The following is a 24,458-nucleotide window of genomic DNA, read 5'->3' on the forward strand; positions in this document are numbered from 1 at the left end:
CCCGGCCATTGTTATGAGTGGTCACCATGTTTTGCATGGGGGGTACGCAGGGAAGTGAAACATCTCAGTACCTGCAGGAAAGGATACTCCGTGAGTAGTGGCGAGCGAAAGCGGATCAGGCTAAACCGGGTGCGTGTGATAACCGTCAGGTGTTGCGTGCTCGGGGTCGTGGGATTGATTGTTCAGCCTCTGACGGGGTTGAGAAGAGTGATAAAATGTCGTGCTAGGTGAATGGGATTGAATTCCCAGCCGTATAGGGTGATGGCCCCGTAGCTTGTCGTGCGATGTCTCTTTATGTTTATTCCCAAGTAGCGCGGGCCTCGTGGAATCCCGCGTGAATCTGCCCAGACCGTTGGGTAAGCCTAAGTATTCCTGTCTGACCGATAGTGTACTAGTACCGTGAGGGAAAGGTGAAAAGCACCCCGGGAGGGGAGTGAAATAGTTCCTGAAACCGTGCGCTTACAATCCGTCGGAGCCTTCTTTGTGGGGTGACGGCGTGCCTATCGAAAAATGAGTCTGCGAGTCAGTGGTATGTGGCGAGGCTAACCCGGGTGGGGGAGCCGTAGCGAAAGCGAGTTTTAAAAGGCGTTTGAGTCGCATGTCCTGGACCCGAAGCGGGATGATCTAGCCCTGAGCAGGTTGAAGCGCGGGTAAGACCGTGTGGAGGACCGAACCCACCTAGGTTGAAAACTGGGGGGATGACTTGGGGTTAGGGGTGAAAGGCCAATCAAATTCCGTGATAGCTGGTTCTCTCCGAAATGCATTTAGGTGCAGCGTCATGTTATTGCTTACAGGGGGTAGAGCTACTGGATGCTTGCGGGCCCATACCGGGTACTAATAGCAGCCAAACTCCGAATACCTGTTAGGTTTATCATGGCAGTGAGTCGGCGGGGGATAAGCTCCGTCGTCAAAAGGGAAACAGCCCTGATCGTCGTCTAAGGTCCCTAAGCGTGTGCTAAGTGGGAAAGGATGTGGAGTCGCATAGACAGCCAGGAGGTTGGCTCAGAAGCAGCCACCCTTGAAAGAGTGCGTAACAGCTCACTGGTCTAGTGGTTCCGCGCCGACAATGTAGCGGGGCTTAAGCACGCCACCGAAGACGCGACTGCGTGATTTAGTTCACGCGGGGTAGGAGAGCGTCCTGTATGGGGTGAAGCGGCAGTGTGAACTTGTCGTGGACTTTACAGGAGTGAGAATGCAGACATGAGTAGCGAGAGACAGGTGTGAATCCTGTCCGCTGAATGACTAAGGGTTCCGGGGCCACGTTCGTCGTCCCCGGGTGAGTCGAGTCCTAAGGCGAGGCCGACAGGCGTAGTCGAATGGATGAACGGGTTGATATTCCCGTACCGGTGTTACACCGTTCGAACTGAATCTGAGAGTACTAACCTTCATTTATGAGTTGGCTTCCTTTCGGGGTTGTTGGCTTGTTTGTGTTGGGACTGTATCGGTAGTAGGTTAGCGTGGGAGTGACGCGGGTAGGTAGCCGGCTGCGGAGGTGGTTTTCCGTGGCTAAGCGTGTGGGCTGTCTCCTAGGTAAATCCGGGGGATGTTAAAGCTGAGGCGTGATGGGTAGGCTGTAAGGCTGATTCCGGTGATCCTGCTTGCCGAGAAAAGCTTCAACGTGAGGTGTGATTCCGCTCGTACCCTAAACCGACACTGGTGGTCTGGTAGAGTATACCGAAGCGATCGGGCGAATCCTGGCCAAGGAACTCGGCAAATTACTCCCGTGCCTTCGGCATAAGGGAGACCCTTGATGGTGATGTTTTTTACAAGCGGAGCTGTTGGGGGTGGCACAAGCTAGGGGGTAGCGACTGTTTACCAAAAACACAGGAGCGTGCGAAGGCGTAAGCCGCTGTATACGCTCTGACGCCTGCCCGGTGCCGGAAGGTTAAGAGGATCCGTTAGCCCTCGGGTGAAGCGGTGAATTTAAGCCCCGGTAAACGGCGGTGGTAACTATAACCATCCTAAGGTAGCGAAATTCCTTGTCGGGTAAGTTCCGACCTGCACGAATGGCGTAACGACTTCCCCACTGTCTCGGCCAGGAGCCCGGCGAAATTGCAGTACGAGTAAAGATGCTCGTTAAGCGCAGAAGGACGAAAAGACCCCGGGACCTTTACTATACCTTGGTATTGTCGTTAGGTGTGGATCGTGTAGCATAGGCGGGAGGCTGTGAAGCGTGAGCGCTAGCTTGCGTGGAGTCGTAAGGTGAAATACCGCTCTTTCCATATCTGGCGTCTAACCTCAGCACGTTATCCGTGTTAGGGACAGTGCCTGGCGGGTAGTTTAACTGGGGCGGTTGCCTCCTAAAGAGTAACGGAGGCGCTCAATGGTCCGCTCAACCCGGTTGGCAATCGGGTTTTGAGTGTAATCGCACAAGCGGGCTTGACTGTGAGACTGACGGGTCGAGCAGGGACGAAAGTCGGAGATAGTGATCCGGTGCCGGCGTACGGACGTGGCATCGCTCAACGGATAAAAGGTACCCCGGGGATAACAGGCTGATCATTCCCAAGAGTCCATATCGACGGGATGGTTTGGCACCTCGATGTCGGCTCGTCGCATCCTGGGGCTGGAGCAGGTCCCAAGGGTTCGGCTGTTCGCCGATTAAAGCGGCACGCGAGCTGGGTTCAGAACGTCGTGAGACAGTTTGGTCTCTATCCTCTGCGCTCGTTGGAATGTTGAGGAGACCTGCCCATAGTACGAGAGGACCTGGGTGGACAAACCTCTGGTATGCCGGTCGTCACGCCAGTGGCGCTGCCGGTTAGCTACGTTTGGAAGGGATAACCGCTGAAAGCATCTAAGCGGGAAGCCTGCTCCAAGATTAGCATTCCTTGCATTTTAATGTGTGAGCCCCCATGAAGAACACGTGGTTGATAGGCTGGATGTGGAAGCCCTGTAAGGGGTGGAGCTGACCAGTACTAACGGGCGATAGTAATATACTCTTTTAAGCTTATGGTTTAATGTTCTAGTTAACTTGGAGTGTTAAAAGATTCTGCGTTTAAGTTTGTTGAGATTGGTTTGATTGTTACTCGCGTTCATGTCCGGTTCCCTAACCGCCACTATTCCGCTCATGGTTTACTGTGAGTGTTATAATTAAGTTTGCGGTGGTCATGGCTCAGGTGAGACGCCCGGTCCCATTCCGAACCCGGAAGCTAAGGCCTGACACGGTGAGGGTACTGCACTCGATAGGGTGTGGGAGACTAGCACGCCGCCGCATTATTCTTCTAGCGGGGAGTTAAAACTCCCCGCTTTTTTATTACCATCACACAGAGGTGTTCCAATATTCACTGCCTTTAATTTGCTATCGGCTATTTGTAAGCGTCTTTTCTAATGCAATATCTTGCAAGTAGTCGCTATTAGGTGGCATAATAGGAAAGCTTGTGTCTGGAGGAGGAATCCGCTAGCACAGCACAGCAATACAAGATGCGGGAGGAAGCTGCAAAACAGCTTTATAGCAACGTTTCGTAAGTGTTTATACGTTTTCGAACGTTTTGCATGTTTTATAAGAAGCGACTATAGAAGAGTTTGCAGCAACCGTTTGGACCGCTTGTACAAGAAAGAAGAACCATATTATGGCTCCGAAAAAGAAAGTCTCCGCGCTTATTAAGCTCGAGATTCAAGCTGGTAAAGCAAATCCAGCTCCACCACTGGGTCCAGCATTAGGCTCCCACGGCGTGAACATCATGGACTTCTGCAAGGCCTATAACGACCAGACGAAGGACAAGATGGGTCAGATCGTCCCAGTAGAGATCACCGTTTATGAAGATCGTTCCTTCACTTTCATTCTGAAGACCCCACCTGCCGCTGCTTTGTTGCTTAAGGCTGCTGGTATTCAGAAGGGCACCGAGAATCCATTGACTCACAAGGTTGGTTCTGTGACCAAGGCTCAGGTGCGCGAAATCGCCGAAATTAAGATGCCTGACCTCTCCGCACGTGACGTCGAGGCCGGTATGAAGATCATCGCGGGTACTGCTCGCTCGATGGGTATTACCGTTACCGACTGAAAGGGAGTGTAGAAATGGCTAAGCGTTCTAAGAAGTATCGTGAAGCGGCTGAGAAGATTGACCGCAATAACCTGTACACCCCAGCTGAGGCTATTGCTTTGTTGCAGAGCATGCCAAAGCACGCTTTCGACGAGTCCGTTGAGGCTGTTATGCGCCTTAACGTGGATCCTCGCAAGGCTGATCAGTTGGTTCGTGGCGTAGTTAACTTGCCAAATGGCACCGGTAAAACCGCTAAGGTTTTGGTGTTCGCTCGTGGTCCAAAGGCTACTGAGGCTCAGGAAGCTGGCGCTGACATCGTTGGCGATGACGAGCTTATCGAAAAGGTTGCCGGTGGCTTCCTTGACTTCGATGCAGTCGTTGCAACCCCAGACATGATGGGTAAGGTTGGCCGCTTGGGTCGTGTTCTCGGTCCTCGTAGCTTGATGCCAAATCCAAAGACTGGCACCGTGACCATGGATGTTGCCAAGGCTGTGGCTGATATTAAGGGCGGTAAGATTGAGTTCCGCGTGGATCGTCAGGGCAACCTGTCCTTCCTCTTCGGCAAGCTCTCCTTCGATGCTAAGTCTCTTGAAGAGAACTTCAAGGCTGTTGCAGACGAAGTTCGCCGCTTGAAGCCAAGCACCATCAAGGGTCGTTACATTACTAAGGTAACCGTTACCTCCACGATGGCTCCTGGCGTTCCAGTTGATATCGCCAGCATTGCTGCCTGATTTGTTGCTCACATAGTTTGTGTGAAAGCATAAGCTAGTAAGTAATGAATTAAGTTTAAAGCTTATAAACGCTGAAAATGTGCTCTTTTTGAGTTATGTTTTCAGCGTTTTTTTGTTTGTGTTGTTTGTGTTGTTTGTGTTGTTTGTGTTGTTTGTTTGTTTTTATTTGGTTTATTGTTTTATTTTGTTTTTTCGATAATTGTTTTGGAGAATACCCTCATTTTGTGGAATAACCTGGAAATAACAAGGAAATAACCAGGAAATTATCAATGATCAGCTGGGATTGTTCCTAGTCCTAAATCTTTTTTTATTTAGTGTTTTTCCTTGAAAATCTTTTTATTTGTGAAAAATTGGTGTAACCTGTGCCCTGTATTCTAATTGGTGAATTCCAGTTAGCATATTTCAATTTTAATAACGGTATCTCACTTTCATATCTGTCTTGTGCTGTGTGGAAATGTGATAAAAAGGATTGAAGGTATGAATATGTTGAGCAAGAAGTCAATCGCTGCTCTCGTTGCGGGTGCTACTTTGCTTGCCGGTTTTGCAATGGCAACTCCAGCAATGGCTGAAGATTTAGGTTTGCCACCAGTAGTAACATCTGATCCACTTGGTGGTTCTTCTAATAGTGAGCCAGCAACTGTAGAAAATAATGCTCCTGCTACTGCTAAGAAGTCAGGTAAGGCCACTGCTTCAGCTGAAGTTCAGGTTCCAGACCGTTCCAACTGCTACAAGAACTATTATGGTACTGTAGTTTGCGTTCCAGCCACCAAGCCATTGTATGATAAAGCTTTGTCTGGAAAGTTCGATGACCCTGTTTCTCCTGCTAAGCCAGCCGCTAAGCCAGCTAAGGAAGCAAAGCCAGCTGCTAAGCCTGCAGCCAAGCCAGCTGCTAAGCCATCTGCATTGCCTAAAACTGGTGTTGCTGTAGCTTTGGTTGCTGTTGCTGCTTCTGCTCTTTCTGGCATGGGTGTTGCTCTTCGCAAGTTCCGTCACTAGAGCTTATTATTGCAGACGCTGACTTTTTGTTTATAACTTTTAATTTATAGATTTTCGTTTATAGATTTTCGTTTATAATTTTTTGTTTTGCGTTTGCTTTAATTATTACTGTTATGTGGTGTGAAACCTTTTGGTTTTGCGCCACTTTTTTGTTTTGCGTTCGCGATTCGACTGCGAATCGACCGAGCTTAAAGCAGAATAGTGTGCTGCTGTTTAAGGTTCATGCTGATGTTGCTGAGCTCTCGGAGTTTCTCTCATAGCAGGCGCTTTGACTGAGTTTGAAATTGCATAACGCATTTCAAACTCCTTCAAAGCGTGATTTGGCTTAATTGTGAAGCACAGTGCGCTTCACATGCCAAATCAGCCGAACGGCTATGCCGTGAGGATCAGCACTCACGTCCTCGCTTGCGTTGAAAGCGAGTGTATGGCTCTGGCGGTGAGGAATAAGGATTACTAGCGCGACGACCTGCTTGAGTGCAGCATTGCGCGCACGAAAGCAATTCGGAGCGTGAGCTTGCTCAAAGTTGAAAGCACAGTGCGCTTTCAACGCAAGCTCAGCCGAGCGGCAATTAGCCGTGAGGATAGACGTTACGCTCTCGTGAGGTACATGGTTTTTATGCTTGTGCTACTAGTGTTTGGATTCTTAGTTAAGTTTTGATTCCCAATAGGATTGGATTATGTGGGAGTTTATTTAGAATCGCTCCACTCTTATATTGCTCGACCAAGCAATCCTTATCCCTCACTGCTACCCGGTGATGCACACATGGGCGAAAAATATTAAATCTCTGCCTAACTAATAGCATTGCGTACTCAAGCAGGTGTCGCGCTTGCGCACCTTCTAAGTACACAAAATCGGGGAAGTGTTCTTGGTTTTGTGTACTTAGAGAGCGTGTCGATAAACAAAATCGGGGTAGGGTTCTTGATTTCGTGGACTTATATACCCTGTAAGTAAACAAAATCAAGAAAATGCATGGGCGAAAAATCTTAAATCTCTGCCTAACTGGTAGAAAAGCATCTATGGTAAGCAACTCACATTACTTACTAGCGTATTGTGTGACTGCTGCTTGATAGGTGGTGTATATATATTATCGGCGTGTCGCGCAAAAGTGGCGATATTGCAACGGTTTTGCAGATAGTTGGGGGAGTGCAGAAGAGTTTCCTGAGAGTTTCCTGGGAAAATTCTTGAAAATTCTTGAAAATTCATTTTTTAATATAAAAACAAGCATGATACTGTATTTTTTACGGTTTATGGTTTGTTTATCGTGTTTTATTAAAATATTTTATTTAAATTGTGGATAAGCGTGGGTTGATTGGCTCTTGACTTTTTCAAACGGGGGGGGGGGTATCTTAAAAGCAAACGTCAGCCGCCCTAGATTTTAAGGCTGGCGATACCGCGAATTGTTTTAAAACAATCGTGGTGCAAATTTTTCTTCGCATACCCTAGTGCGAAGGAGAAGAAGAAAGGAAATTATTATGTTAAATAAGAAGGCTATCGCCGCTCTCGCTGCTGGCGCCACCCTCGTTTCTGGTTTGGCTTTCGCCACACCATCTTTCGCTGCTGAGACTCCTAAGAAGCCAACTGCTGAAGAGTGCAAGAATGCTCAGGACGATGTTAATGCTAAGAAGGCTGCTTTGCAGGATGCAAAGGATGATCTTGTTACCGCTAATGCTGCTAAGCGTCGTGCTCATAAGAAGCTTGATGCTGCAAAGGCTGCAGTAACAGCGTACAAGAATGCTGTTCAGAAGTTTGTTGATGCTAAGAATGCTATCGCTGATGTTGATGCAGCTGATTTAGTTGCTGTTGCTACTGCGCAGCAGAAAGCTAATAATGCCGCAAAGGATATTAAGACTGCTATCGATGCTGCACAGAACACGGGCGTGAAGTTGGAAACCGGCGCTCCAACTGCTCCAGCTGATTATAATGGTACTGCTCCTGATAAGAAGGCTTACGATACTAAGCTTGGTACCATCAAGACTGATGCTGAGGATACTAATGCTCAGAATGCTCAGGATGCAGTATCTGCAGCCCAGGATAAGCTCGATCTTGCTGAGATTCATTTTAAGAATCTTGGTTGCAAGGCCAGTGGTAATGAGCAGAATCCTCCTGCCAACCCACCTGCTAACCCACAGAATCCTGTAACTCTTCCTACCGTGGTTGCTGATCCAACTACTAAGGATGAGGCTATTAATGCTACTCGTTTAGCTGCTATGGTTTTGCAGAATGCTGAGAATGATCTTGCTAAGAAGAATCATGATTATAATGATGTAAAGGCTGCTTACGAGAAGGTTATTCGTGAACTTTCTGCTGCTAAGGCCAATCTCGAGAAGGCTCAGCATGATTTGGATGCCTTCTTGGCTTCTGGTGTAGATGATTCTGCTAAGGAAACTCGTTTGACTGATCTTCGTGATCGTGCTCAGGCTCATGTGACTCGTCTTGCTGCTGAGTTTACTGCTTTGACTCTTAAGTACAATGATGCTAAGACTGCTGCTGTTGCTGCTGGCGCTGCTTTTAAGGCTGCTAAGGCTCAGTATAAGAAGATTTACAATGAGGCTATTGCTCTTGGTGTGAATCCTGCTTTGTTGCCTGTAGTTGCTACTTCTGATCCTTTGATGCCAAACTTCGCTGATCCTGCTGGCGCTAAGGAGCTTTATGCTGAGGCTGTGAGCGGTAAGTTCGGTGACGCTGTTGCTGCTGCTGCTAAGAAGGGCCAGAAGGAAGCTAAGAAGGGCGAAGCTAAGAAGGGTGCTGCTGCTCCAGCTGGTGCAAAGCTTGATACCAAGGCTGCCGCTGCTGCTTCTGCTGCTCCTTTGAGCAAGACTGGTGTTACCGTGATGTTCACTGCTTTGGCTGCTTCCATGCTCGCTGGCATTGGTGCTGCTGTTCGCAAGTTCCGTCACTAAATAATATTTTCACATTCAACTTGTGGCGTGGAGCGTATGTTTCACGCCACTGCTTGAACTAGTCATGTTTTAAGTGTTTGCTGGTTTGCCATTTACCTTTTCTTACTAGCGAGTGTTTAGAGTGTGATGGTTTGAGTGTTGAGTGTTGATGCTGGTTTTGTTTTCCGCTAGGGACGGGTAATGATTCCAGGTTTTGAAAGGCTTACTTCGGTAAGCCTTTCTTGTTTATATAGCTATGTTTTTGTAGCGTGACGACCTGCTTGAGCTCGCAATGCTATTAGTTAGGCAGAGATTTAAGATTTTTCTCGCATGTGTTTTCCTATGCGTGCATACCAAGTAGTAGTGAGGGATGGGTGTTGCTTGGTCGAGCAATATAAGAGTGGAGCGATTCTAAATAAATTCCCACATAATCCAATCCTATTGGGAATCAAAACTTAACTAAGAATCCAAACACTAGTAGCAAAAGCATAAAAACCATGTACTGTACGAGAGCGTAACGTCTGCGAGACAAGTAACACCCACCCCTCACCGCCACAGCCATATCCTCGCTTTCAACGCAAGCGAGGACGTGAGTGCTGATCCTCACGGCATAGCCGTTCGGCTGATTTGACATGTGAAGCACACCGTGCTTCACATGTCAAATCACGCTTTGAAGGAGCCTGAAATTCCAATAATTTCAGACTCAGTCAAAGCGCCTGCGATGAAAGAAACTCCGAGAGCTCAGCAACATTGCGTAGGAAACCTGTACCTCACGAGAGAGTAAAGTCTATCCTCACGGCTAATTGCCGTTCGGCTGATTTGGCTCAATTTCGCAGCATGTTCAACAGTCTTTAACGTATGGGAAAATTATCGCATGACAAAAGCTATTATTAATACCTCTGAGGGTAAAATTGCAATCAATCTTTTTGATGACAAGGCGCCAAACACTGTAAAGAATTTTGTAGGATTGGCAACTGGAAGAATCGAGTGGGAAAATCCTGCTACTCATGAAAAGTCACGCGAGCCATTCTATGATGGCCTTATTTTCCATCGCGTAATCAAGGATTTCATGATTCAAGGTGGATGCCCATTGGGTAATGGAACTGGCGGCCCAGGATACGAGTTCGATGACGAGATTGATCCATCGTTAAAGTTTGATCGTCCTTATCTTCTCGCAATGGCTAATGCTGGTACGCGTCTTGGTTATGACGGTCGCATGCATGGCACAAATGGTTCGCAGTTCTTCATTACGGCGGTTCCTACTCCGTGGCTTGACGGTCATCATACTATTTTTGGTGAAGTTGCAGATAAAAAATCTTGCGAAGTAGTGGATGCTATTGAAAGCATTCCAACTGATTCCTCGGATTGCCCGATTGAGCCAGTTGGTATTATCTCTATTGAAATTGTTGAAGAATAATTTATATTATTTAGACTACGGATTTTAGTCGCGGATTTTTAAGTACTGATTTTTAGTCGCGGTAATCCCGATGGAATAGGTTTTATCCTGCTCTATCGGGATTATTTTTTAATTTGTTTGCGCAGCACGAGGCTGCATAATTGGTCCCATTGTTTGTACGCCATCGTATTCGCATGGACGCGTAAAGTTTAACTCATATAGTTCTTTTTCTTCTCCAAACGATTTCAAAATATTATCTAAAATTGCCTTTTCTTTTCTTATTTTGCATTCTTCTTCTTTTAATTTATTTAATATCCCGCTATCGTTTTCTTGGGTGCAATTCTTTTGTTTAGCTTCGTTTGCAGCAATACTTTTTAATAGAAATTCTCTTCTGAGTAGTAATATTTTCTTTCCGCCAGCGTGATATCCTTTAAAACATTGATTTTTCCATTTTTTAGAATAGAGTGGATTGACTTTTTGCTTTTCTTTTTCAATGTCCGATTCAAATTTGTGATATAAAGACAATAGTTCTCTATAATCGAAATTTGTTTGTGAGCCTACTATTTTCGCGGCTGACAAATCGCTGGATAATGATTCGCGTATTCTCATGAATGTGCGAATCAATTCCTTTTTTATTTTTTCCTCTTTCTCTTTGTTTGATTCCATGAAGCTGCTGTTTTTATCCGATTTGTTGGATTGAGATGCCGGTTTTTCGTGGAACAAGCGTTTTCTTTTTGAGACATAATAATCTTTTTCTAGCGAACTTTTGCTGTTTGTTATTGAATTTTTCTCTTGAATGCAGGTATTTTGCGTGCGAGGACTCTTATCTAGGGTTTTCATGAGTCATCCTTCTACGTTTTAGAGATTTTAAAATTCAAAATCTTAAGATCTTAAGTTCCTATGGCTATAAGATTTTAAGATCTTAAGATTTTTATGTGAAATATTTATCGCGCTAATAAATAAGTGACAATTAGTGTCTGGTACGTTTTTGCTTACCGGGCACTACTGGGTTATATGTGTAAAATGTTCTTATATAGCCGTTTAGAATAATTTCTTCACAGAATTGGTCTTCTCTATACGGTATTCGAGCTATTCTCCAAGGGGTTTCTTTTGTGACTCGTTTATAAAGGTCAAATCCTGAGCAATCTTTTAAAATATCGCATACTTCGTCAATAAGATCTAGCTGATTTTGATTGAGTGGATTTTTGCGCTCGTTTAACGACAATATTAGGCATCCTTTGTGAATGATGATTTTATCTCTGTATCTATTTAGTAGCTCGATTGAAACTGGCCCGTTTTTCCAAGCTTCAAAATTTTCGTCGAACAGAGTTTTATTTGTACTAGCAAGACTATGCGCTTGAGCATAGTATGCAAGTTTTTGCAACCTCATGGTTGTCATTGTTCCTAGATTATCTAGTATGCGGTCCGCCACGTTTACAACTGACATTTTAGCTTCCTTGCTTCGATGTATACGGGTCAAAAAAAACGTAGAGATATATAAATATACGGTCTACTGCATTAGGGTATGCTTATAGCTGTACTATTTAATATTTCTCTCTTAATTTCTTATTGGCCTCAGTGGTGAAATAAATAAGAAATTATGAACTATTATACTGGAAAAATTTCGTTACACAATATCGTATTGGGTATTTAATTTTAAATTTTTCTCAAAACTGTGACTACTTTGCCCATAATCGTCGCATTTGTGCCGTCAATTGGGGAATAAGTAGGATTGTGTGGTATTAGCCAAACGTGTCCGTTGTCGTTTCTGAATGTTTTAACAGTTGCTTCATTATCTAGCAATGCGGCAACTATGTCACCATTGCAAGCGTCGTGTTGCTCGCGTACAACAACGTAGTCTCCATCGCATATTGCAGCGTCAATCATTGAATCTCCATGAACTTCTAGCATAAACAGATTTCCTGTTCCTGTTAAACGCTCTGGCAGTCGCATAACGTCGTCAATATGTTGTTCTGCTGTAATAGGCGTTCCTGCAGCGATTCTTCCCACAAGAGGGACGTCGTGAGATGTTTGAATGCTTTCGCTTTCGTACATATCTACATCCACGCCTAAAGGTTCAGATTGTTGTCGCTGCGTGGACGAAGTTACTGGATTGTGTCCAATAACTTCAATTGCTCTACCTTTGTTTGCACTTATTCGAATTAGGCCCTTTAATTCGAGCGCCTTTAATTGATGTTTAACAGAAGATGTACTTCGTAATCCGACTAATTCTCCTATTTCTCTAAATGAAGGCGGGAAACCATGAACTGCTATATTTTGCTGTATTGCATCCATGATTTTGCTCTGTCGCCCGGTCAGAGAAGCGGCATTGCTTTCTGTGGCAAAATTTGCCTGGTCGGTGCTTTCATCGTTCATGGTTACTCCTTTCAAAATTTATATTAGCGCATGTTGTTCAAAAAATCAAACATATGTTCGACACGCCGTTGCATATTTTTTCAGACTGTGCAATTATTAAAACACTTGTTCGATAGAACAAATGTTCACAAGGAACTTTGAGTAAAGGAGAGATATATATGAATAAGTCATTTGGAGTACGCTCTACTTGTAAAAACAGAGTGTCAAAGAACAATTTTGTGGCCAGAGTCAGTGTAGTTTTATTTGCTATTGCTGTTGCTTGGATTGTAATTATGCCTAAGGTTGCTGTTTCTGCTGCACCAGAAAAGTTCGTCACATATACAGTCCGTCCTGGTGACACTTTATGGGGTTATGCCACATCTATAACTGATAAAAATGGTAACGTTTCAGATACTGTTGAACATTTGGCTGAGATTAATAATCTTTCGTCTTATGATTTGCAGGTAGGTCAGACTATTAACGTTCCAGTATTAAATAGTGATAAATAACGGCAGACTTGTAAGCATTTTCGAAAATAACGATTCATTATTTCTTTTACGTATAAGTACTGTTGGAACACTTGATTAGAAGAAGAACAATATAAGCAATAAATGGGGGATTGATATGAGTTGGAATCAGGATGCAAAATGTGGGATATATATCTATGAATGCACTCCTATAAACATTGATACTATGCGATATATCTATGCAAGTTTAAGCAATGAGTATTTTCTTGAGGACGAATGCTATAGAAAATTATTGCAAAAACGCATAGAAGCATATGTAGATGACTATTATTCGGAACGTATTTGCAGTTCAGGATGTTCGGGACGCTCAGGGTGTTCAGGATGTTCTGGGTGTTTGGGGAATTCAGGACGTTCGTGTTCACGTTGCTCATGTGATTTTGATGACTTGGATAGTTTGAGTTGTTTGTATGGTTTGTATGAATCAGATTGTTTGGATAGTTTGGATGGATCTGAAGAGTGCTTGAGCTGTTGTTCTGATGATTTAGGACGGCGTTATTCTAACTATTCAGACTCTTACTCGGATGGTTCTGTGTATTGTTTGAATGGCTTTATCTGCCCAGGATGTTTAGAGTATTTGGCTTCGCAATATTCAGATTGCTATGAGGATTCTGAATGTTCGGATGCTAGGTCTGCTATTTTGATGGTTTGCGACGCTTAAATGATTACTTTCCTTAACCCTATTGAGAATAAAATATGTGAGGCGAATGTCGACATAGACATTCGCCTCACAGGACATCATCTGGCGCATTCGTAAAAGCAACAATGCAATACAAACGCACATTATTTATTTGGAATGATGGTTACTCATGCGGAAACCAACATTCCAATTATACGCAGAACCGTGTATTTACTAGGGTAGAGCTTACTTGAGCGTAACGGCAATAGTATCCAACTTATGAGTATTACTTATGAGCGACACTATTCCTGAGTATTAGATTGGTTCTTTTTTAAGTCTTCGATAGCTTTTTCAAAATCTTTAAGGCCCGTGAAGTTTTGATATACGCTTGCGAATCTTAAATAAGCAACTTCATCAAGTTCTCGTAAAGGTTGCAAAATAGCTTTTCCGACTTCTTCAGAAGTGACCTGAGCTAAACCTCGAGCTCTTAAATCAGCTTCGACTTTCATGCCGAGGGTTTTAAGAGCTTCTGAATCAATAGGTCTGCCTTGGCACGCTTTACCTACGCCTGCAACTACTTTTGATCTATCAAAAGGCTCAATAGATCCTGATCGCTTCATAACAAGAAGCTGTGTAGTTTCAACAGTAGTAAAGCGATTGCCACACAACTGGCATTCGCGTCGTCTGCGGATGGAATAACCATCCTCGCTGATTCGCGTATCTACGACTTTAGTATCAGAATTCTTACAAAAAGGACAATGCATAAGATAAGCATACTAGAAAATACTAGAAAATTAATATAGAAAGCGAAGAAAAATGACTTTAATTCACTAAATTATCAAAATGCAAGGCAAAATTTCATAAATTTTATAATTTTTGACTTATATTGGCTCGTTTTAACTTATTTCATAATTTATTATGAACAAGTTTTAGTGCATAAATAACTCAAAAATTATACGATTCTATGGCTCACAGAGTGTAATTTTGTTATGCTTACGCTGTGCGAATTATTGTTGCTGATTGTAGTGCTGAATATTCAGGTAGACTTAACGCGTCACTTCCACTATCAAAAAGAGTGTTGCTTATAAAAGAAGACGGCAGTGTATTAATTTTCTCAGAGTTGGGATCGTACAAGCCGCTTAATTGGATGGCAGCTCCTTGCACTATGCGCATAGAACATGCATGCCAAGAAAAAGCAATAAATTCTAATGCATCCGATGCAAGCAATTGTTCTTCTAGTTATGCTTTAAGTGATGGTGATGTTATAAAAGTTGCGGCTAAAAAAGGCAAAGATGTATTAACGATTGTTTTGCAACGCGTATACGATGATCAGACACATGATCTTGGCGAAGACCCAGGTTTAGTAAAAGATGGAGTAGAAGATCACCTACAACGTTACTTAGCAGAACAAATTGAGAGAATCGGTAAGGGTGCTTCACTCGTTAGACGCGAATACCCAACAGCAATCGGTCCAGTAGACATTATGGCTGTTGACAGTGATGGAGTTCATGTTGCAATAGAGATTAAACGTCATGGAGGAATAGACGGAGTAGAACAGCTAACAAGATATTGTGAATTGCTTAATCGCGATCCACTTTTAAAACCAGTGCGCGGAATTTTTGCAGCACAAACAATTACGCCACAAGCACGAGTGCTAGCGCACGATCGTGGGTTTACATGCTTAATACTCGACTATGACGAAATGCGCGATACTGAATCTGACGAACTTCGTTTATTCTAACTCTGACGAGTGCGCGTAACAGCCTATGCAGAATCAACCATAAAGAACCGAACTTAAACCAAAGAATTAAGCCGAATCAGCAATACAAAGTAAAACAGTGAAGCGTTAAAAACAGGAAGAAGACGAATCAAACCCTGTAACAACAACCCAATAAGAGCAAATAAAAAGCTAAACAATCCATAAAGAGCCAAATACAAACCCAAAACCAAAAACAAAAAGCCGCACAACACGGAAAACAACAACAATCAGCGCATCGCAACAAACAAAAAGCCGCACAACACAAAATGTGCTATGCGGCATATGCGAGATGAGAAAAAGTGTTTTGTTTTTACTTGCCTTTACTTGCCTCTTATTGCCTTTACTTGCCTTGCATTACAGCAGCCATAGAAAGCACGCGAGAAGACTTAAAGACTTCATCAGTATGAACAACATGGCCGTTTTCATCAGCAAGAGGAATACGCCAGTTCGGGTACTCAGTGCTTGTGCCAGGCTGATTCTGCGAACGCTTTTCGCCAACAGCATCAACCAAAGCTACCTGCAATAGAAGCTGTGGTGAACAAGCAATCGTCTTCCATAATTCTGACGCTCGTGCCAAGGCTGCTGGCGAATTATAAATGGTGTAACTGTTGGAGATAGTTGGCGCCCCAATAAAGATAATTCTATGATCGTATTGCAAGCTCAACAGTAAAAATAATGTAGAAGTAAGAAGTGTGAAGCATGGGAAAAAAATTACAATGCAGGATATTGCTGACGCGGCGCATGTCTCTAAATCTGCTGTCTCCTTTGCGTATAATACTCCTGATCGCTTATCATCAGAAACTGTAGAACACATATTTTCAGTTGCAAAGGAACTAGGATATGTGCGTAATCCTGTTGCTTATATGCTGCGAACTCAAAAGACGGTATGACTTCTATGGGCGCTAATCAAGCATGGGATACTCTTAAGAAAGCGTTCGTGGACGGCTGGGAGAAGGAATATAAGATTGCTCACAGTAAGAGTTAGCTGCTAATTAAATAATTTGTTTTAAATTATGATTCTCAAGGGATTGCGCAATCGTTTGCTAAATTGTTGCGTAATCCCTTTAATTATTGCCAAAAATACGTGTTAATTTTATCGGAGATATTGGTGTGTGATATTTTTTATGACGACACGCGTTAATTTACTTATGCTATCGTTTGCAATATTGCAACAGTTGAGGCATAATAAATATTGTCGATAAGGACACCTAGAGGTGTGGCAGTCCGATGACGGGATTGTCGGCATAGGAGAAAGGTTCGATGATGAATCGTACAATTAAATCAACAATTGCACTGGTAGCTTGCTCAGCAATGGCTTTTGGCGCGCTTGCTGCTTGCGGATCCTCCTCAAGCGACAGCTCTGCTAAAGGTAAGGTTTATTTCTTGAACTTTAAGCCAGAAGCTGCAGATCAGTGGAAAGAAGTAGCTAAGGCATACACCAAGAAAACTGGTGTTGAAGTTAAGGTTCAAACTGCTGCTTCCGGAACTTATGAGCAGTCTTTGAAGAGCGAAATTAGCAAGGGTGACGAAGCTCCTACACTCTTCCAGATTAACGGCCCAGTTGGTTACGCAAGCTGGAAGGGTTACACTGCTGATTTGAAGGATACTGAGCTTTATAACCAGCTTCAGAACAAGGATATTGCTTTGAAGGATGGAGATAAGGTTGTTGGTATTCCATATGCAATGGAAACATACGGCTTGATTTATAACAAGGCTTTGCTCAAGAAGTACACCGGTCTTAAGGATGCTAAGGTAAAGTCTGCTGAAGAAATCAACTCCTTCGATAAGTTGAAGGCTGTTGCAGATGATATCCAAAAGCACAAGTCAGATCTTGGTGTCGATGGTGCATTCACTTCTGCTGGCTTCGATTCCAGCTCTGATTGGCGTTTCAAGACCCACCTTGCAAATCTTCCTTTGTACTATGAGTTCAAGGAAGATCATGTTACCAAGCAGCCTGCAAAGGTAAAGGGTACGTTCCTTGACGGTTACAAGAAGATTTTCGATCTTTACATTACTGATTCCACTACACCAGCAACGAAGATTGGTTCTAAGACTGGTGAAGATGCAAATGCTGAGTTCTCGCAGGGCAAGGCTGTGTTCTATCAGAATGGTACTTGGGCTTGGGGTGACCTCTCCAAGGCTGGTATGAAGGCTGAAGACCTTGGCATGCTCCCAATTTACATTGGCGCTAAGGGCGAAGAGAAGCAAGGTTTGGCAACTGGTTCTGAGAACTATTGGTGCATCAACGAGAAGGCATCTGACGCTAACAAGAAGGCAACTAAGGACTTCTTGAAGTGGTTGCTTACTTCCGATGCTGGTAAGGAAGCTATTTCTAAGAAGATGGGCTTCACCACTCCATTCAAGAGCTTCGCAGATATCAAGTCCGACAACCCATTGACTCAAGCAGCTGTTGAAGATGCTAAGTCCGGTAAGACTCCAGTAAGCTGGAACTTCACCGTAATGCCATCTGATAACTGGAAGAACGACCTCGGCTCCGCTTTGCTTGAGTACGCTCAGGGCACCGGCAAGTGGGATAAGGTTAAGAGCGCATTCGTGGACGGCTGGGCTAAGGAATATTCTCAGGCTCACGAAGATGACGACTGATCCATTAATAAATAAATAGACGTTACACCTGCTGACGTAAGCAAGCAAAGGTGACGTAAGCAAATCCGCTAGGATACTGGCACATAATAGTGCTAAGTCCTAGCGGATTTTGTTATTTAGATATCTTTGTTATTTAGATATCTTTGTTATCTTGATACCTTATAGAAAATTATAAAAGGCTTAGTCATTTAATAATGCGGATGTGCTTGAACGCACAATAAGTTGCGCTGGAACAATGCGATATGGATCTTCAACTTTCTCTGTGTTTATAAGCTCAAGCGTGATATTTGCCGCAGTAGAAGCAATATCAACTGGATCCTGTCTAATAGTAGTTAAGCCAGTTTCATGCGCGTAAAAACTATCGTCAAAACCAACAATTGACACATCTTTTGGAGTGGAATACCCGCTGCGTGCGAGCTGAAACATAAGTGGTATTGCAATCCCATCTTCTTGGCATGCAATTGCTGTTGGCATAATTGAATTTCCAAGAAGCATAGAAACTATTGCACTTATGCGATCAGAATTAGCAGGTGCCACAATTTCTATAGGTGTAATTCCGCTATTTTGACATTCATCAATAAAAGAATGGTACCGCTGCAATACGCTGAAATGTAGTGAAACGTCACGAGTTGTGCGCACATATGCAATATTGCGATGCCCTAAACCTATTAAATGGCGTGCCATAAGTCTTGCACCTTGGTCATCGTCAATATTGATAGTCGCGTCAAAATCGCATTTTTGTGGATATAAGCAGTTTATGCCAACAATTGGCACCCCTGTTGATTTAAGTTGTGCAATTTCGTTGGTATTTACGTCAAATGAGCATACAATAACGGCGTCAGCATTACGTCTAGTTGGGAGCATTGTGAAAAATTCGCTACGCTCTTTGCTGCTGGAAATCTGAAAAATAGATAAATCGTATCCAGCTGTGTGGAATACTTGATTCAATCCTTGAATAATAGATGCAGAAAACCATAGACGAATTTGATCGCTAATCAGTAAAGCGATGCGCAAGGTTTTACCAGATTTCAGTGCTGCTGCAGATTTCGAAATAGAAAAATTCAATTGTTTGGCAATTGCCAATACTTTATCGCGAGTGGATGCAGATACTAAGTTTGGTCGTGTAAATGAACGCGACACAGTAGAAACTGACACATGAGCTTTATTTGCTACATCTTGAATATTTGCCGACATGTGAACCCCTTTATTCGAGTATAACAAACGTGTAGCACAGCCTTGTGTTTAGTTGTTTAGTGTGAACTTTTATAGTTCGAAACAAACAAACGTTTGCAAACATTTCTATTTTAGCAAATTTTGCTGGAATACCAACGATAATAAGCAATTTTTTAAAACTAAATTTTGATATTTGTTTGAAGCGACATGTCGAAAATGACAACGTTTGACATAACTAATTCATGTAGTAGAATGAAAGTATTGGTTCAGGACAGCGATGTCTACGTAGATATCGCACTCAAAGAGGAGAAAGTGACGAGTCATGATTAGTATGAGCGGAAAGGCAATACGTAAATGGTGGTGGCTATTTGCGCTACCTACGTTTGCTGCGTTTATTGTTGGCTTCTTAGTGCCATTTATTATGGGTGTGTATTTGAGTTTTAGAAAATTCACTACTGTAACTGATGGTAAGTTTGTGGGTTTTCGTAACTACTATAGAGCTTTAAAAGATCCGCATCTTCTTTATTCGTTTTTGTTCACAACGTTTTTTGCAGTTATTACAACAATAATTATTAATGTTGTTGCTTTTGCGATTGCGTATTTACTTACTAAGAAGTTCAAGGGTACAACACTATTTAGAGCAGTGTTCTTCATGCCAAATCTTATTGGCGGTATCGTTTTAAGCTATATTTGGCAGCTTTTGTTAAATGGCATACTTGGATACTTCAATCGTACGATTACGTTCTCTGCAGTATTCGGTTTCTGGGGTCTTGTGATTGTTGTTTGCTGGCAGCAAATTGGCTATATGATGATTATTTACATTGCTGGTATGCAAGCTCTTCCTGGAGACGTTATGGAAGCAGCTGCTGTCGATGGTGCAAGCCCAAGCCAGACTTTATTCAAGATCACTATTCCATTGATGATGCCTTCTATTACTGTTTGCACGTTCTTAACAATTACTAACGGCTTTAAGCTTTTCGATCAGAACTTCGCATTAACTAATGGTGGTCCATCGAGGAAAACAGAAATGTTAGCTCTTAATATTTATAGGACTTTCACTACTCCAAGATGTGAAGGCGTTGGTCAGGCTCAGGCAGTCATGTTCTTCGTTATCGTGGCTGTTATTGCTATGGTTCAGAATATTCTCACTAGGTCGAAGGAGGTAGCAGCATGAACGAGAAGACAAAGTATCCTGCGTTATTGACGGTGCTGTTCACTTTTATAAGCTTGTTATGGATTTTCCCTATAGCTTTAGTAGTGCTGAATTCTTTCAAGTCTAAGGTTGATATTGCCAGCAATCCTTTTACTTTTAGTCCAAAATCGTTTGTTGGAATGTCTAACTACGTATTAGGCTCAAATCGTACTGATTTTCCTATGAGCTTCTTATGGACTGTGGTTGTAACTGTTGGCTCTGTGATTCTTATTCTTCTGTGCACATCAATGTGTGCATGGTGGATTGTTAGAGTTAATAATTGGTTTGCGAAACTGCTCTACGTGTTGTTCCTATTCAACATGATTGTGCCATTCCAGATGGTTATGTACACCCTTGCTTACATTACGAATACTTTGAAGTTGAATACTCCATGGGGCTTGTGGATTATTTACTTAGGCTTTGGTGCTGGTCTTGCAGTATTTATTTTCACTGGCGTAATTAAGGGTATTCCGCAAGAACTCGAAGAGTCTGCAATGCTTGATGGCGCTTCTGTGCCACGCATATTCTTCCAGATTATTGTGCCGATTATGCGACCTGCTATTATTTCGGTTTCAATCTTACAAGCAATGTGGATCTGGAATGACTTCCTGCTTCCGTTCTTGACGCTCGATCTCAACAAGTATAAGACTATTTCTATAGCTGTTCAGTATTTGAAGGGTGGCTATGGTTCCGTTGAAATGGGCGCAATGATGGGCTGCTTAGTTATGGCAATTGTTCCAATCATAATCTTCTACCTCATCTGCCAGAAGTACATTATTAAAGGTGTTATGTCTGGCGCAGTAAAGGGATAGATTAATTCTTCTCCAAAATTCCGGTGGCAGTAAAAGCGGCGGTGTGCGCATACTATATGTTTGTGCACACCGTCATTATTTTTAATAGTTACGCTAGTTTGTAATTAAGTGGTAGAGTTCGTTGTTAAAGGTATCTATAGATAGTAAAGCATAGGAATTGCGTCATAAAACCAGGAGATAGTATAGAATGTTTTTCTCGTTTGGAAGCCCAGATTCAAAGTTTGCGCAAGGCATGGAAACATTTGCTGATGCCGTGTGGCTTACAATATTGATGATTTTAACAAGCATTCCTTTAATCACTATCGGTGCTTCTCTTTGTGCAGGTCATGATGCTGCAAGACGTATAGAGCGAGGTGAAGGACATATTACTGCAGCGTATTTTCGTGCGTTTGCTAGCAATTTTTTGGAATCTACTATTATTTGGGCTGTAATGGGTCCGATTCTTTTTGCTATTATTTGGCTATGGCTTTGTGTGTGGTCTACTCCACTTTTAATTATTAAATTTATTCTGAGCATATTATGGGTTCTTATTGCCGAATGGGTGTTTGCACTGCAAGCGCGTTTTAAAAATTCAATCGATAAAACAGTGGTTAATTCTCTTATTTTTGGTATTTCTTATTGGAAAGAAACTCTTTTAATGGCACTGCTAGATATAGTGTTTATTGTGTTAATATTTGCATCAATCGTGTATCTGCCGCAGGGTTTACCTTTGTTGGTATTCATTGGTTGGGGATCGCTTATTATGCTTCACACGCCTTTGTTGGAGCGTGTTTTTGCAAAGTATATTAAGCAGTAGTTTCTGCAAATAATTAATGAGGCGAGCATCTATGACAATGCTCGCCTCACATAGGACATCATTGCAAGGAACATTTTGACTTGCTACTATGCAAATCATATTCCTTACGAGGGGGGAATAGAGTCAGTTCATCAGTAAACCAACTGTTAAATTATACATGCTTCCGTGTATTTTCGCCGCGCATAACTGCCGTCATAGATAGCACTCGTGGTGACTTAAATACTTCATCGGTGTGAACTACACGACCATCAGTGTCAGCAAGTGGAATACGCCAGTTTGGATACTCTGTGCTAGTTCCAGGCTGATTCTGTGAACGCTTCTCGCCGACAGCATCAACCAAAGCCACCTGCAATAGAAGCGATGGGGAAGTAAGCAATACAGCGTGCATACCCTCAACAATCTCTTGTACGTGACCCTCAACATCCTTAGCAGCATCTTTGCTAATCCAGCCGTTCTCAAGAAGCATCTTCATCATTGCATCGCGTTCAGCTTGAGCAGTCTCCTGGAACGTTTCTACGGAGTCTGTAAGCAGGTGAAGCTGCTCGCGAAGCTTTACATGCTCAAAGGCAAGATAACCAGCTGTAGGTGGCATATCGTGCGTAGTTACAGAAGCCAAAGCGTATTCGCGGTACGTAGAAGGATTTGCGTAAATAATTTCCTTCTTGCCAGCCTTCTTAAGTGCAGCTTCAGCCTCATCGTCATGAGTAAACCACTCAACAACTGTTCCAAGAACACCGTGAGCAGCAAGCACCTTAGAAACATACTTCGGTACAGTGCCCAAATCTTCGCCAATAACAACACCGCCTGCGCGAGTTGCTTCAATAGTGAGAACTGCGAGCATTGCATCTACGTTGTAGTACACATACGCGCCGTTTCTAGCACCTTGCCCTTGTGGAATCCACCACAAGCGGAAGAGGCCAAGAACGTGATCAATGCGAGCAGCTCCTGCATGCAAGAACACGTTATGAACCATGTCTCGGTAAGCAATATAGCCAGTTTCATCCAAGTAATTTGGATCGAATGGAGGTTGACCCCAATCCTGACCTTGCTGGTTGTAGAAATCAGGAGGAGCGCCTACGCTAACGCCATTAGCAAATCGTTCCGGACTCCACCAAACGTCAGCACCGTAACCGTGTACGCCAACTGCCATGTCTTGCATAAGACCAATTGCCATGCCAGCAGCCTTAGCTTCAGCGTGAGCTGCAGCAACTTGCTCATCAGCAATCCACTGAAGCCAACGATTGAACTCAAACAAGTCAGCATGTTCGCGCTTAAGTCGTTCAATTTGCGGAGTGCCTTTACCAGTAGTATCAAACCACAAATTCTCGCCCCAAGGAGCACCCCAAACCTCAAACGCAACACACCAGGTGGCAAAAGCATCAAGATCTTCACCAGAACGATGCTTAAACTCACTAAATTCGCGCTCGCGTTCTGCGGAACGAGGCTGCTTGAAAATAATACGCAACGCAGGAAGCTTGGCATCCCATGCAGCGTTGATATCTATAGGATTTGGATTGTTGTTTTGAGGTGCAATAGACTCATGCAATTGCTCTACTTTAGCAAGATTCTCTCCACTTAATTCAGCATATTCTGGAATATCTTGCGGACGAATATAAGTGACATTTAAGAACCTACGAGACTCAGGCAAGTACGGTGAAGGCTCAAGAGGTGTTACTGGAGCGCACGCATGAATTGGATTAATCAGCATAAAATCAGCCTTGCCGATTTCTCCAGCATCCTTAAGTAGACGACGCAAATCGCCATAATCGCCAATTCCCCAAGAATCTTTTGAACGCACAGAATACATTTGCGTCATGAATCCCCAACGTTGCTTTTGCTTAACGCTTTCAGGCAATGGAATACGCGCAGGTGCGGCAATCAATGTGACATCAGCATGTTGAGCCGTCTCACCATTCGCGTTGATTACTTTAGCATGCAAAGTGTGGTAGCCCATTGGCAAATCATCCGGAAGCTCAATGAACAAATCTCCATTGTCTTCGGATTGAATATCGCCTAACGAACCTTCATAATCCGTTCCATCTTCGAGTGTAAGAGAAATATGAATTTGCTCTTTTTGGGCATCTCCTGCGTGAATTGGCACACAAGTTTTAACACCATTAAAAGCAACTACAGTAGGAGGAAGCAATTCATTAGCTGTTTTTTGAGAAACGCGCTCATAAGAATCAGCAATACTTTCAGGCGTATCAGCCTTAAAACCTAAAGCGTCAAGAACTCCAACCAACGCTTCATCAGTAATCTCCGTATAATCGCCCAATTGATCGATATAAAAAGTAGCTACTCCGCATGCTTTCGCTAACTTAATAAGTGGACGCGCAAGACGTTCCGCACTTTCCTCAACAGCAGGCGTGCTTTTGTCTTCGCTTTTAGCCTCTTTGCTCATTATGCTCCTTTAATTACGGCACCTTCTTCAACTCATTGCACTTAGTGCCAGATGTGCAAACGAGAGCGAGAGTACAACAAAACTTAACGCATCTGTGGATTAAGCCGCACTCTAAAAAGCTATTATATAAATTATTGATATTGTTTGCAAATAAGTGTCTGTAGATAAAATAACAAAAAGGCGCAGAAGACCAACATTTTCTACGCCTATAAAACATGCAATCTGATTGAGATTGAGCTTACA

The 24,458-nt window shown here is 43.2% G+C and carries 19 protein-coding genes, 2 rRNA genes and 2 pseudogenes; 16 read left to right on the forward strand and 7 right to left on the reverse strand.

What is annotated here, in order from left to right; all coding sequences use genetic code 11:
- The 7 genes from BFS05_RS05940 to BFS05_RS05975 all read left to right on the forward strand — a co-directional run.
- A 23S ribosomal RNA gene (locus BFS05_RS05940) occupies window positions 1-2,936 on the forward strand; the annotation flags it as partial.
- A gap of 158 nt (window positions 2,937-3,094) precedes the next feature.
- Window positions 3,095-3,211: ribosomal RNA gene (gene rrf, locus BFS05_RS05945) — 5S ribosomal RNA — on the forward strand.
- A gap of 355 nt (window positions 3,212-3,566) precedes the next feature.
- Complete coding sequence (gene rplK / locus BFS05_RS05950) at window positions 3,567-3,998, forward strand: 50S ribosomal protein L11 (RefSeq protein ID WP_004118588.1); 432 nt, start codon at window positions 3,567-3,569, stop codon at window positions 3,996-3,998.
- Between the two features lie 14 nt (window positions 3,999-4,012).
- Complete coding sequence (gene rplA / locus BFS05_RS05955) at window positions 4,013-4,708, forward strand: 50S ribosomal protein L1 (RefSeq protein ID WP_103085051.1); 696 nt, start codon at window positions 4,013-4,015, stop codon at window positions 4,706-4,708.
- A 477-nt stretch (window positions 4,709-5,185) separates the two neighbouring features.
- Window positions 5,186-5,704 (forward strand): hypothetical protein, encoded by a 519-nt coding sequence (locus tag BFS05_RS05960; protein WP_258004279.1) that lies wholly within the window; start codon window positions 5,186-5,188, stop codon window positions 5,702-5,704.
- Window positions 5,705-7,177: 1,473 nt separating this feature from the next.
- Window positions 7,178-8,605, forward strand: a complete 1,428-nt coding sequence (locus BFS05_RS05970; protein ID WP_103085054.1) for a hypothetical protein — start codon at window positions 7,178-7,180, stop codon at window positions 8,603-8,605.
- An 853-nt stretch (window positions 8,606-9,458) separates the two neighbouring features.
- The gene (locus tag BFS05_RS05975; RefSeq protein ID WP_103085055.1) at window positions 9,459-10,001 is read left to right on the forward strand and encodes a peptidylprolyl isomerase; all 543 of its coding nucleotides are present in this window, start codon (window positions 9,459-9,461) and stop codon (window positions 9,999-10,001) included.
- Window positions 10,002-10,109: 108 nt separating this feature from the next.
- Here the strand turns inward: BFS05_RS05975 and BFS05_RS05980 are convergent, their stop codons facing one another.
- The 3 genes from BFS05_RS05980 to lexA form a co-directional block, all read right to left on the reverse strand.
- Entirely contained in the window at window positions 10,110-10,820 is a 711-nt protein-coding gene (locus BFS05_RS05980) for a hypothetical protein (RefSeq protein ID WP_103085056.1), read from the reverse strand.
- Window positions 10,821-10,950: 130 nt separating this feature from the next.
- On the reverse strand, window positions 10,951-11,427 hold the full coding sequence (locus BFS05_RS05985; RefSeq protein WP_103085057.1) for a Panacea domain-containing protein: 477 nt from the start codon (window positions 11,425-11,427) through the stop codon (window positions 10,951-10,953).
- A gap of 209 nt (window positions 11,428-11,636) precedes the next feature.
- A complete protein-coding gene (gene lexA, locus BFS05_RS05990) occupies window positions 11,637-12,356 on the reverse strand; it encodes a transcriptional repressor LexA (protein ID WP_103085058.1) in 720 nt (239 codons plus the stop codon).
- Window positions 12,357-12,514: 158 nt separating this feature from the next.
- On the opposite strand from lexA, the gene BFS05_RS05995 reads away from it, so the two are divergent.
- The 3 genes from BFS05_RS05995 (at window position 12,515) to BFS05_RS06700 (ending at window position 13,520) form a co-directional block, all read left to right on the forward strand.
- Window positions 12,515-12,844 (forward strand): LysM peptidoglycan-binding domain-containing protein, encoded by a 330-nt coding sequence (locus tag BFS05_RS05995; RefSeq protein ID WP_103085059.1) that lies wholly within the window; start codon window positions 12,515-12,517, stop codon window positions 12,842-12,844.
- Between the two features lie 278 nt (window positions 12,845-13,122).
- The gene (locus tag BFS05_RS06845) at window positions 13,123-13,260 is read left to right on the forward strand and encodes a hypothetical protein (protein ID WP_180978621.1); all 138 of its coding nucleotides are present in this window, start codon (window positions 13,123-13,125) and stop codon (window positions 13,258-13,260) included.
- 32 nt (window positions 13,261-13,292) lie between these two features.
- Entirely contained in the window at window positions 13,293-13,520 is a 228-nt protein-coding gene (locus BFS05_RS06700; protein ID WP_180978622.1) for a hypothetical protein, read from the forward strand.
- 260 nt (window positions 13,521-13,780) lie between these two features.
- Here BFS05_RS06700 and nrdR read toward each other — a convergent pair whose 3' ends face one another.
- Window positions 13,781-14,242 carry a transcriptional regulator NrdR gene (nrdR, locus tag BFS05_RS06000; protein ID WP_103085060.1) on the reverse strand — a complete coding sequence of 154 codons (462 nt, stop codon included), beginning with the start codon at window positions 14,240-14,242 and terminating at the stop codon, window positions 13,781-13,783.
- A 236-nt stretch (window positions 14,243-14,478) separates the two neighbouring features.
- Between nrdR and nucS the strand changes: the two genes are divergently transcribed.
- Window positions 14,479-15,219, forward strand: a complete 741-nt coding sequence (gene nucS / locus BFS05_RS06005) for an endonuclease NucS (protein ID WP_103085061.1) — start codon at window positions 14,479-14,481, stop codon at window positions 15,217-15,219.
- Window positions 15,220-15,577: 358 nt separating this feature from the next.
- Here nucS and BFS05_RS06010 read toward each other — a convergent pair.
- Window positions 15,578-15,775, reverse strand: a pseudogene (locus tag BFS05_RS06010) (hypothetical protein); the annotation flags it as partial.
- Between the two features lie 178 nt (window positions 15,776-15,953).
- Here BFS05_RS06010 and BFS05_RS06015 point away from each other — a divergent pair.
- Both BFS05_RS06015 and BFS05_RS06020 read left to right on the forward strand, forming a co-directional pair.
- Window positions 15,954-16,121: pseudogene (locus BFS05_RS06015) on the forward strand (LacI family DNA-binding transcriptional regulator); the annotation flags it as partial.
- Window positions 16,122-16,497: 376 nt separating this feature from the next.
- Entirely contained in the window at window positions 16,498-17,841 is a 1,344-nt protein-coding gene (locus BFS05_RS06020) for an ABC transporter substrate-binding protein (protein WP_103085063.1), read from the forward strand.
- A 180-nt stretch (window positions 17,842-18,021) separates the two neighbouring features.
- Here the strand turns inward: BFS05_RS06020 and BFS05_RS06025 are convergent, their stop codons facing one another.
- Entirely contained in the window at window positions 18,022-19,035 is a 1,014-nt protein-coding gene (locus tag BFS05_RS06025; protein WP_103085064.1) for a LacI family DNA-binding transcriptional regulator, read from the reverse strand.
- 301 nt (window positions 19,036-19,336) lie between these two features.
- Between BFS05_RS06025 and BFS05_RS06030 the strand changes: the two genes are divergently transcribed.
- The 3 genes from BFS05_RS06030 (at window position 19,337) to BFS05_RS06040 (ending at window position 21,814) form a co-directional block, all read left to right on the forward strand.
- Window positions 19,337-20,188 carry a carbohydrate ABC transporter permease gene (locus BFS05_RS06030; protein WP_103085065.1) on the forward strand — a complete coding sequence of 284 codons (852 nt, stop codon included), beginning with the start codon at window positions 19,337-19,339 and terminating at the stop codon, window positions 20,186-20,188.
- Window positions 20,185-21,018, forward strand: a complete 834-nt coding sequence (locus tag BFS05_RS06035; protein ID WP_103085066.1) for a carbohydrate ABC transporter permease — start codon at window positions 20,185-20,187, stop codon at window positions 21,016-21,018. The genes BFS05_RS06030 and BFS05_RS06035 overlap by 4 nt, the downstream gene beginning before the upstream one ends.
- A gap of 187 nt (window positions 21,019-21,205) precedes the next feature.
- Window positions 21,206-21,814, forward strand: a complete 609-nt coding sequence (locus BFS05_RS06040) for a DUF624 domain-containing protein (RefSeq protein ID WP_103085067.1) — start codon at window positions 21,206-21,208, stop codon at window positions 21,812-21,814.
- 151 nt (window positions 21,815-21,965) lie between these two features.
- Here BFS05_RS06040 and malQ read toward each other — a convergent pair whose 3' ends face one another.
- Window positions 21,966-24,215, reverse strand: a complete 2,250-nt coding sequence (gene malQ / locus BFS05_RS06045; protein WP_103085068.1) for a 4-alpha-glucanotransferase — start codon at window positions 24,213-24,215, stop codon at window positions 21,966-21,968.
- Between the last annotated feature and the right edge of the window lie 243 nt (window positions 24,216-24,458).

The sequence above is a fragment of the Gardnerella coleohominis genome (assembly GCF_002896555.1).
Lineage (GTDB): Bacteria > Actinomycetota > Actinomycetes > Actinomycetales > Bifidobacteriaceae > Bifidobacterium > Bifidobacterium vaginale_F.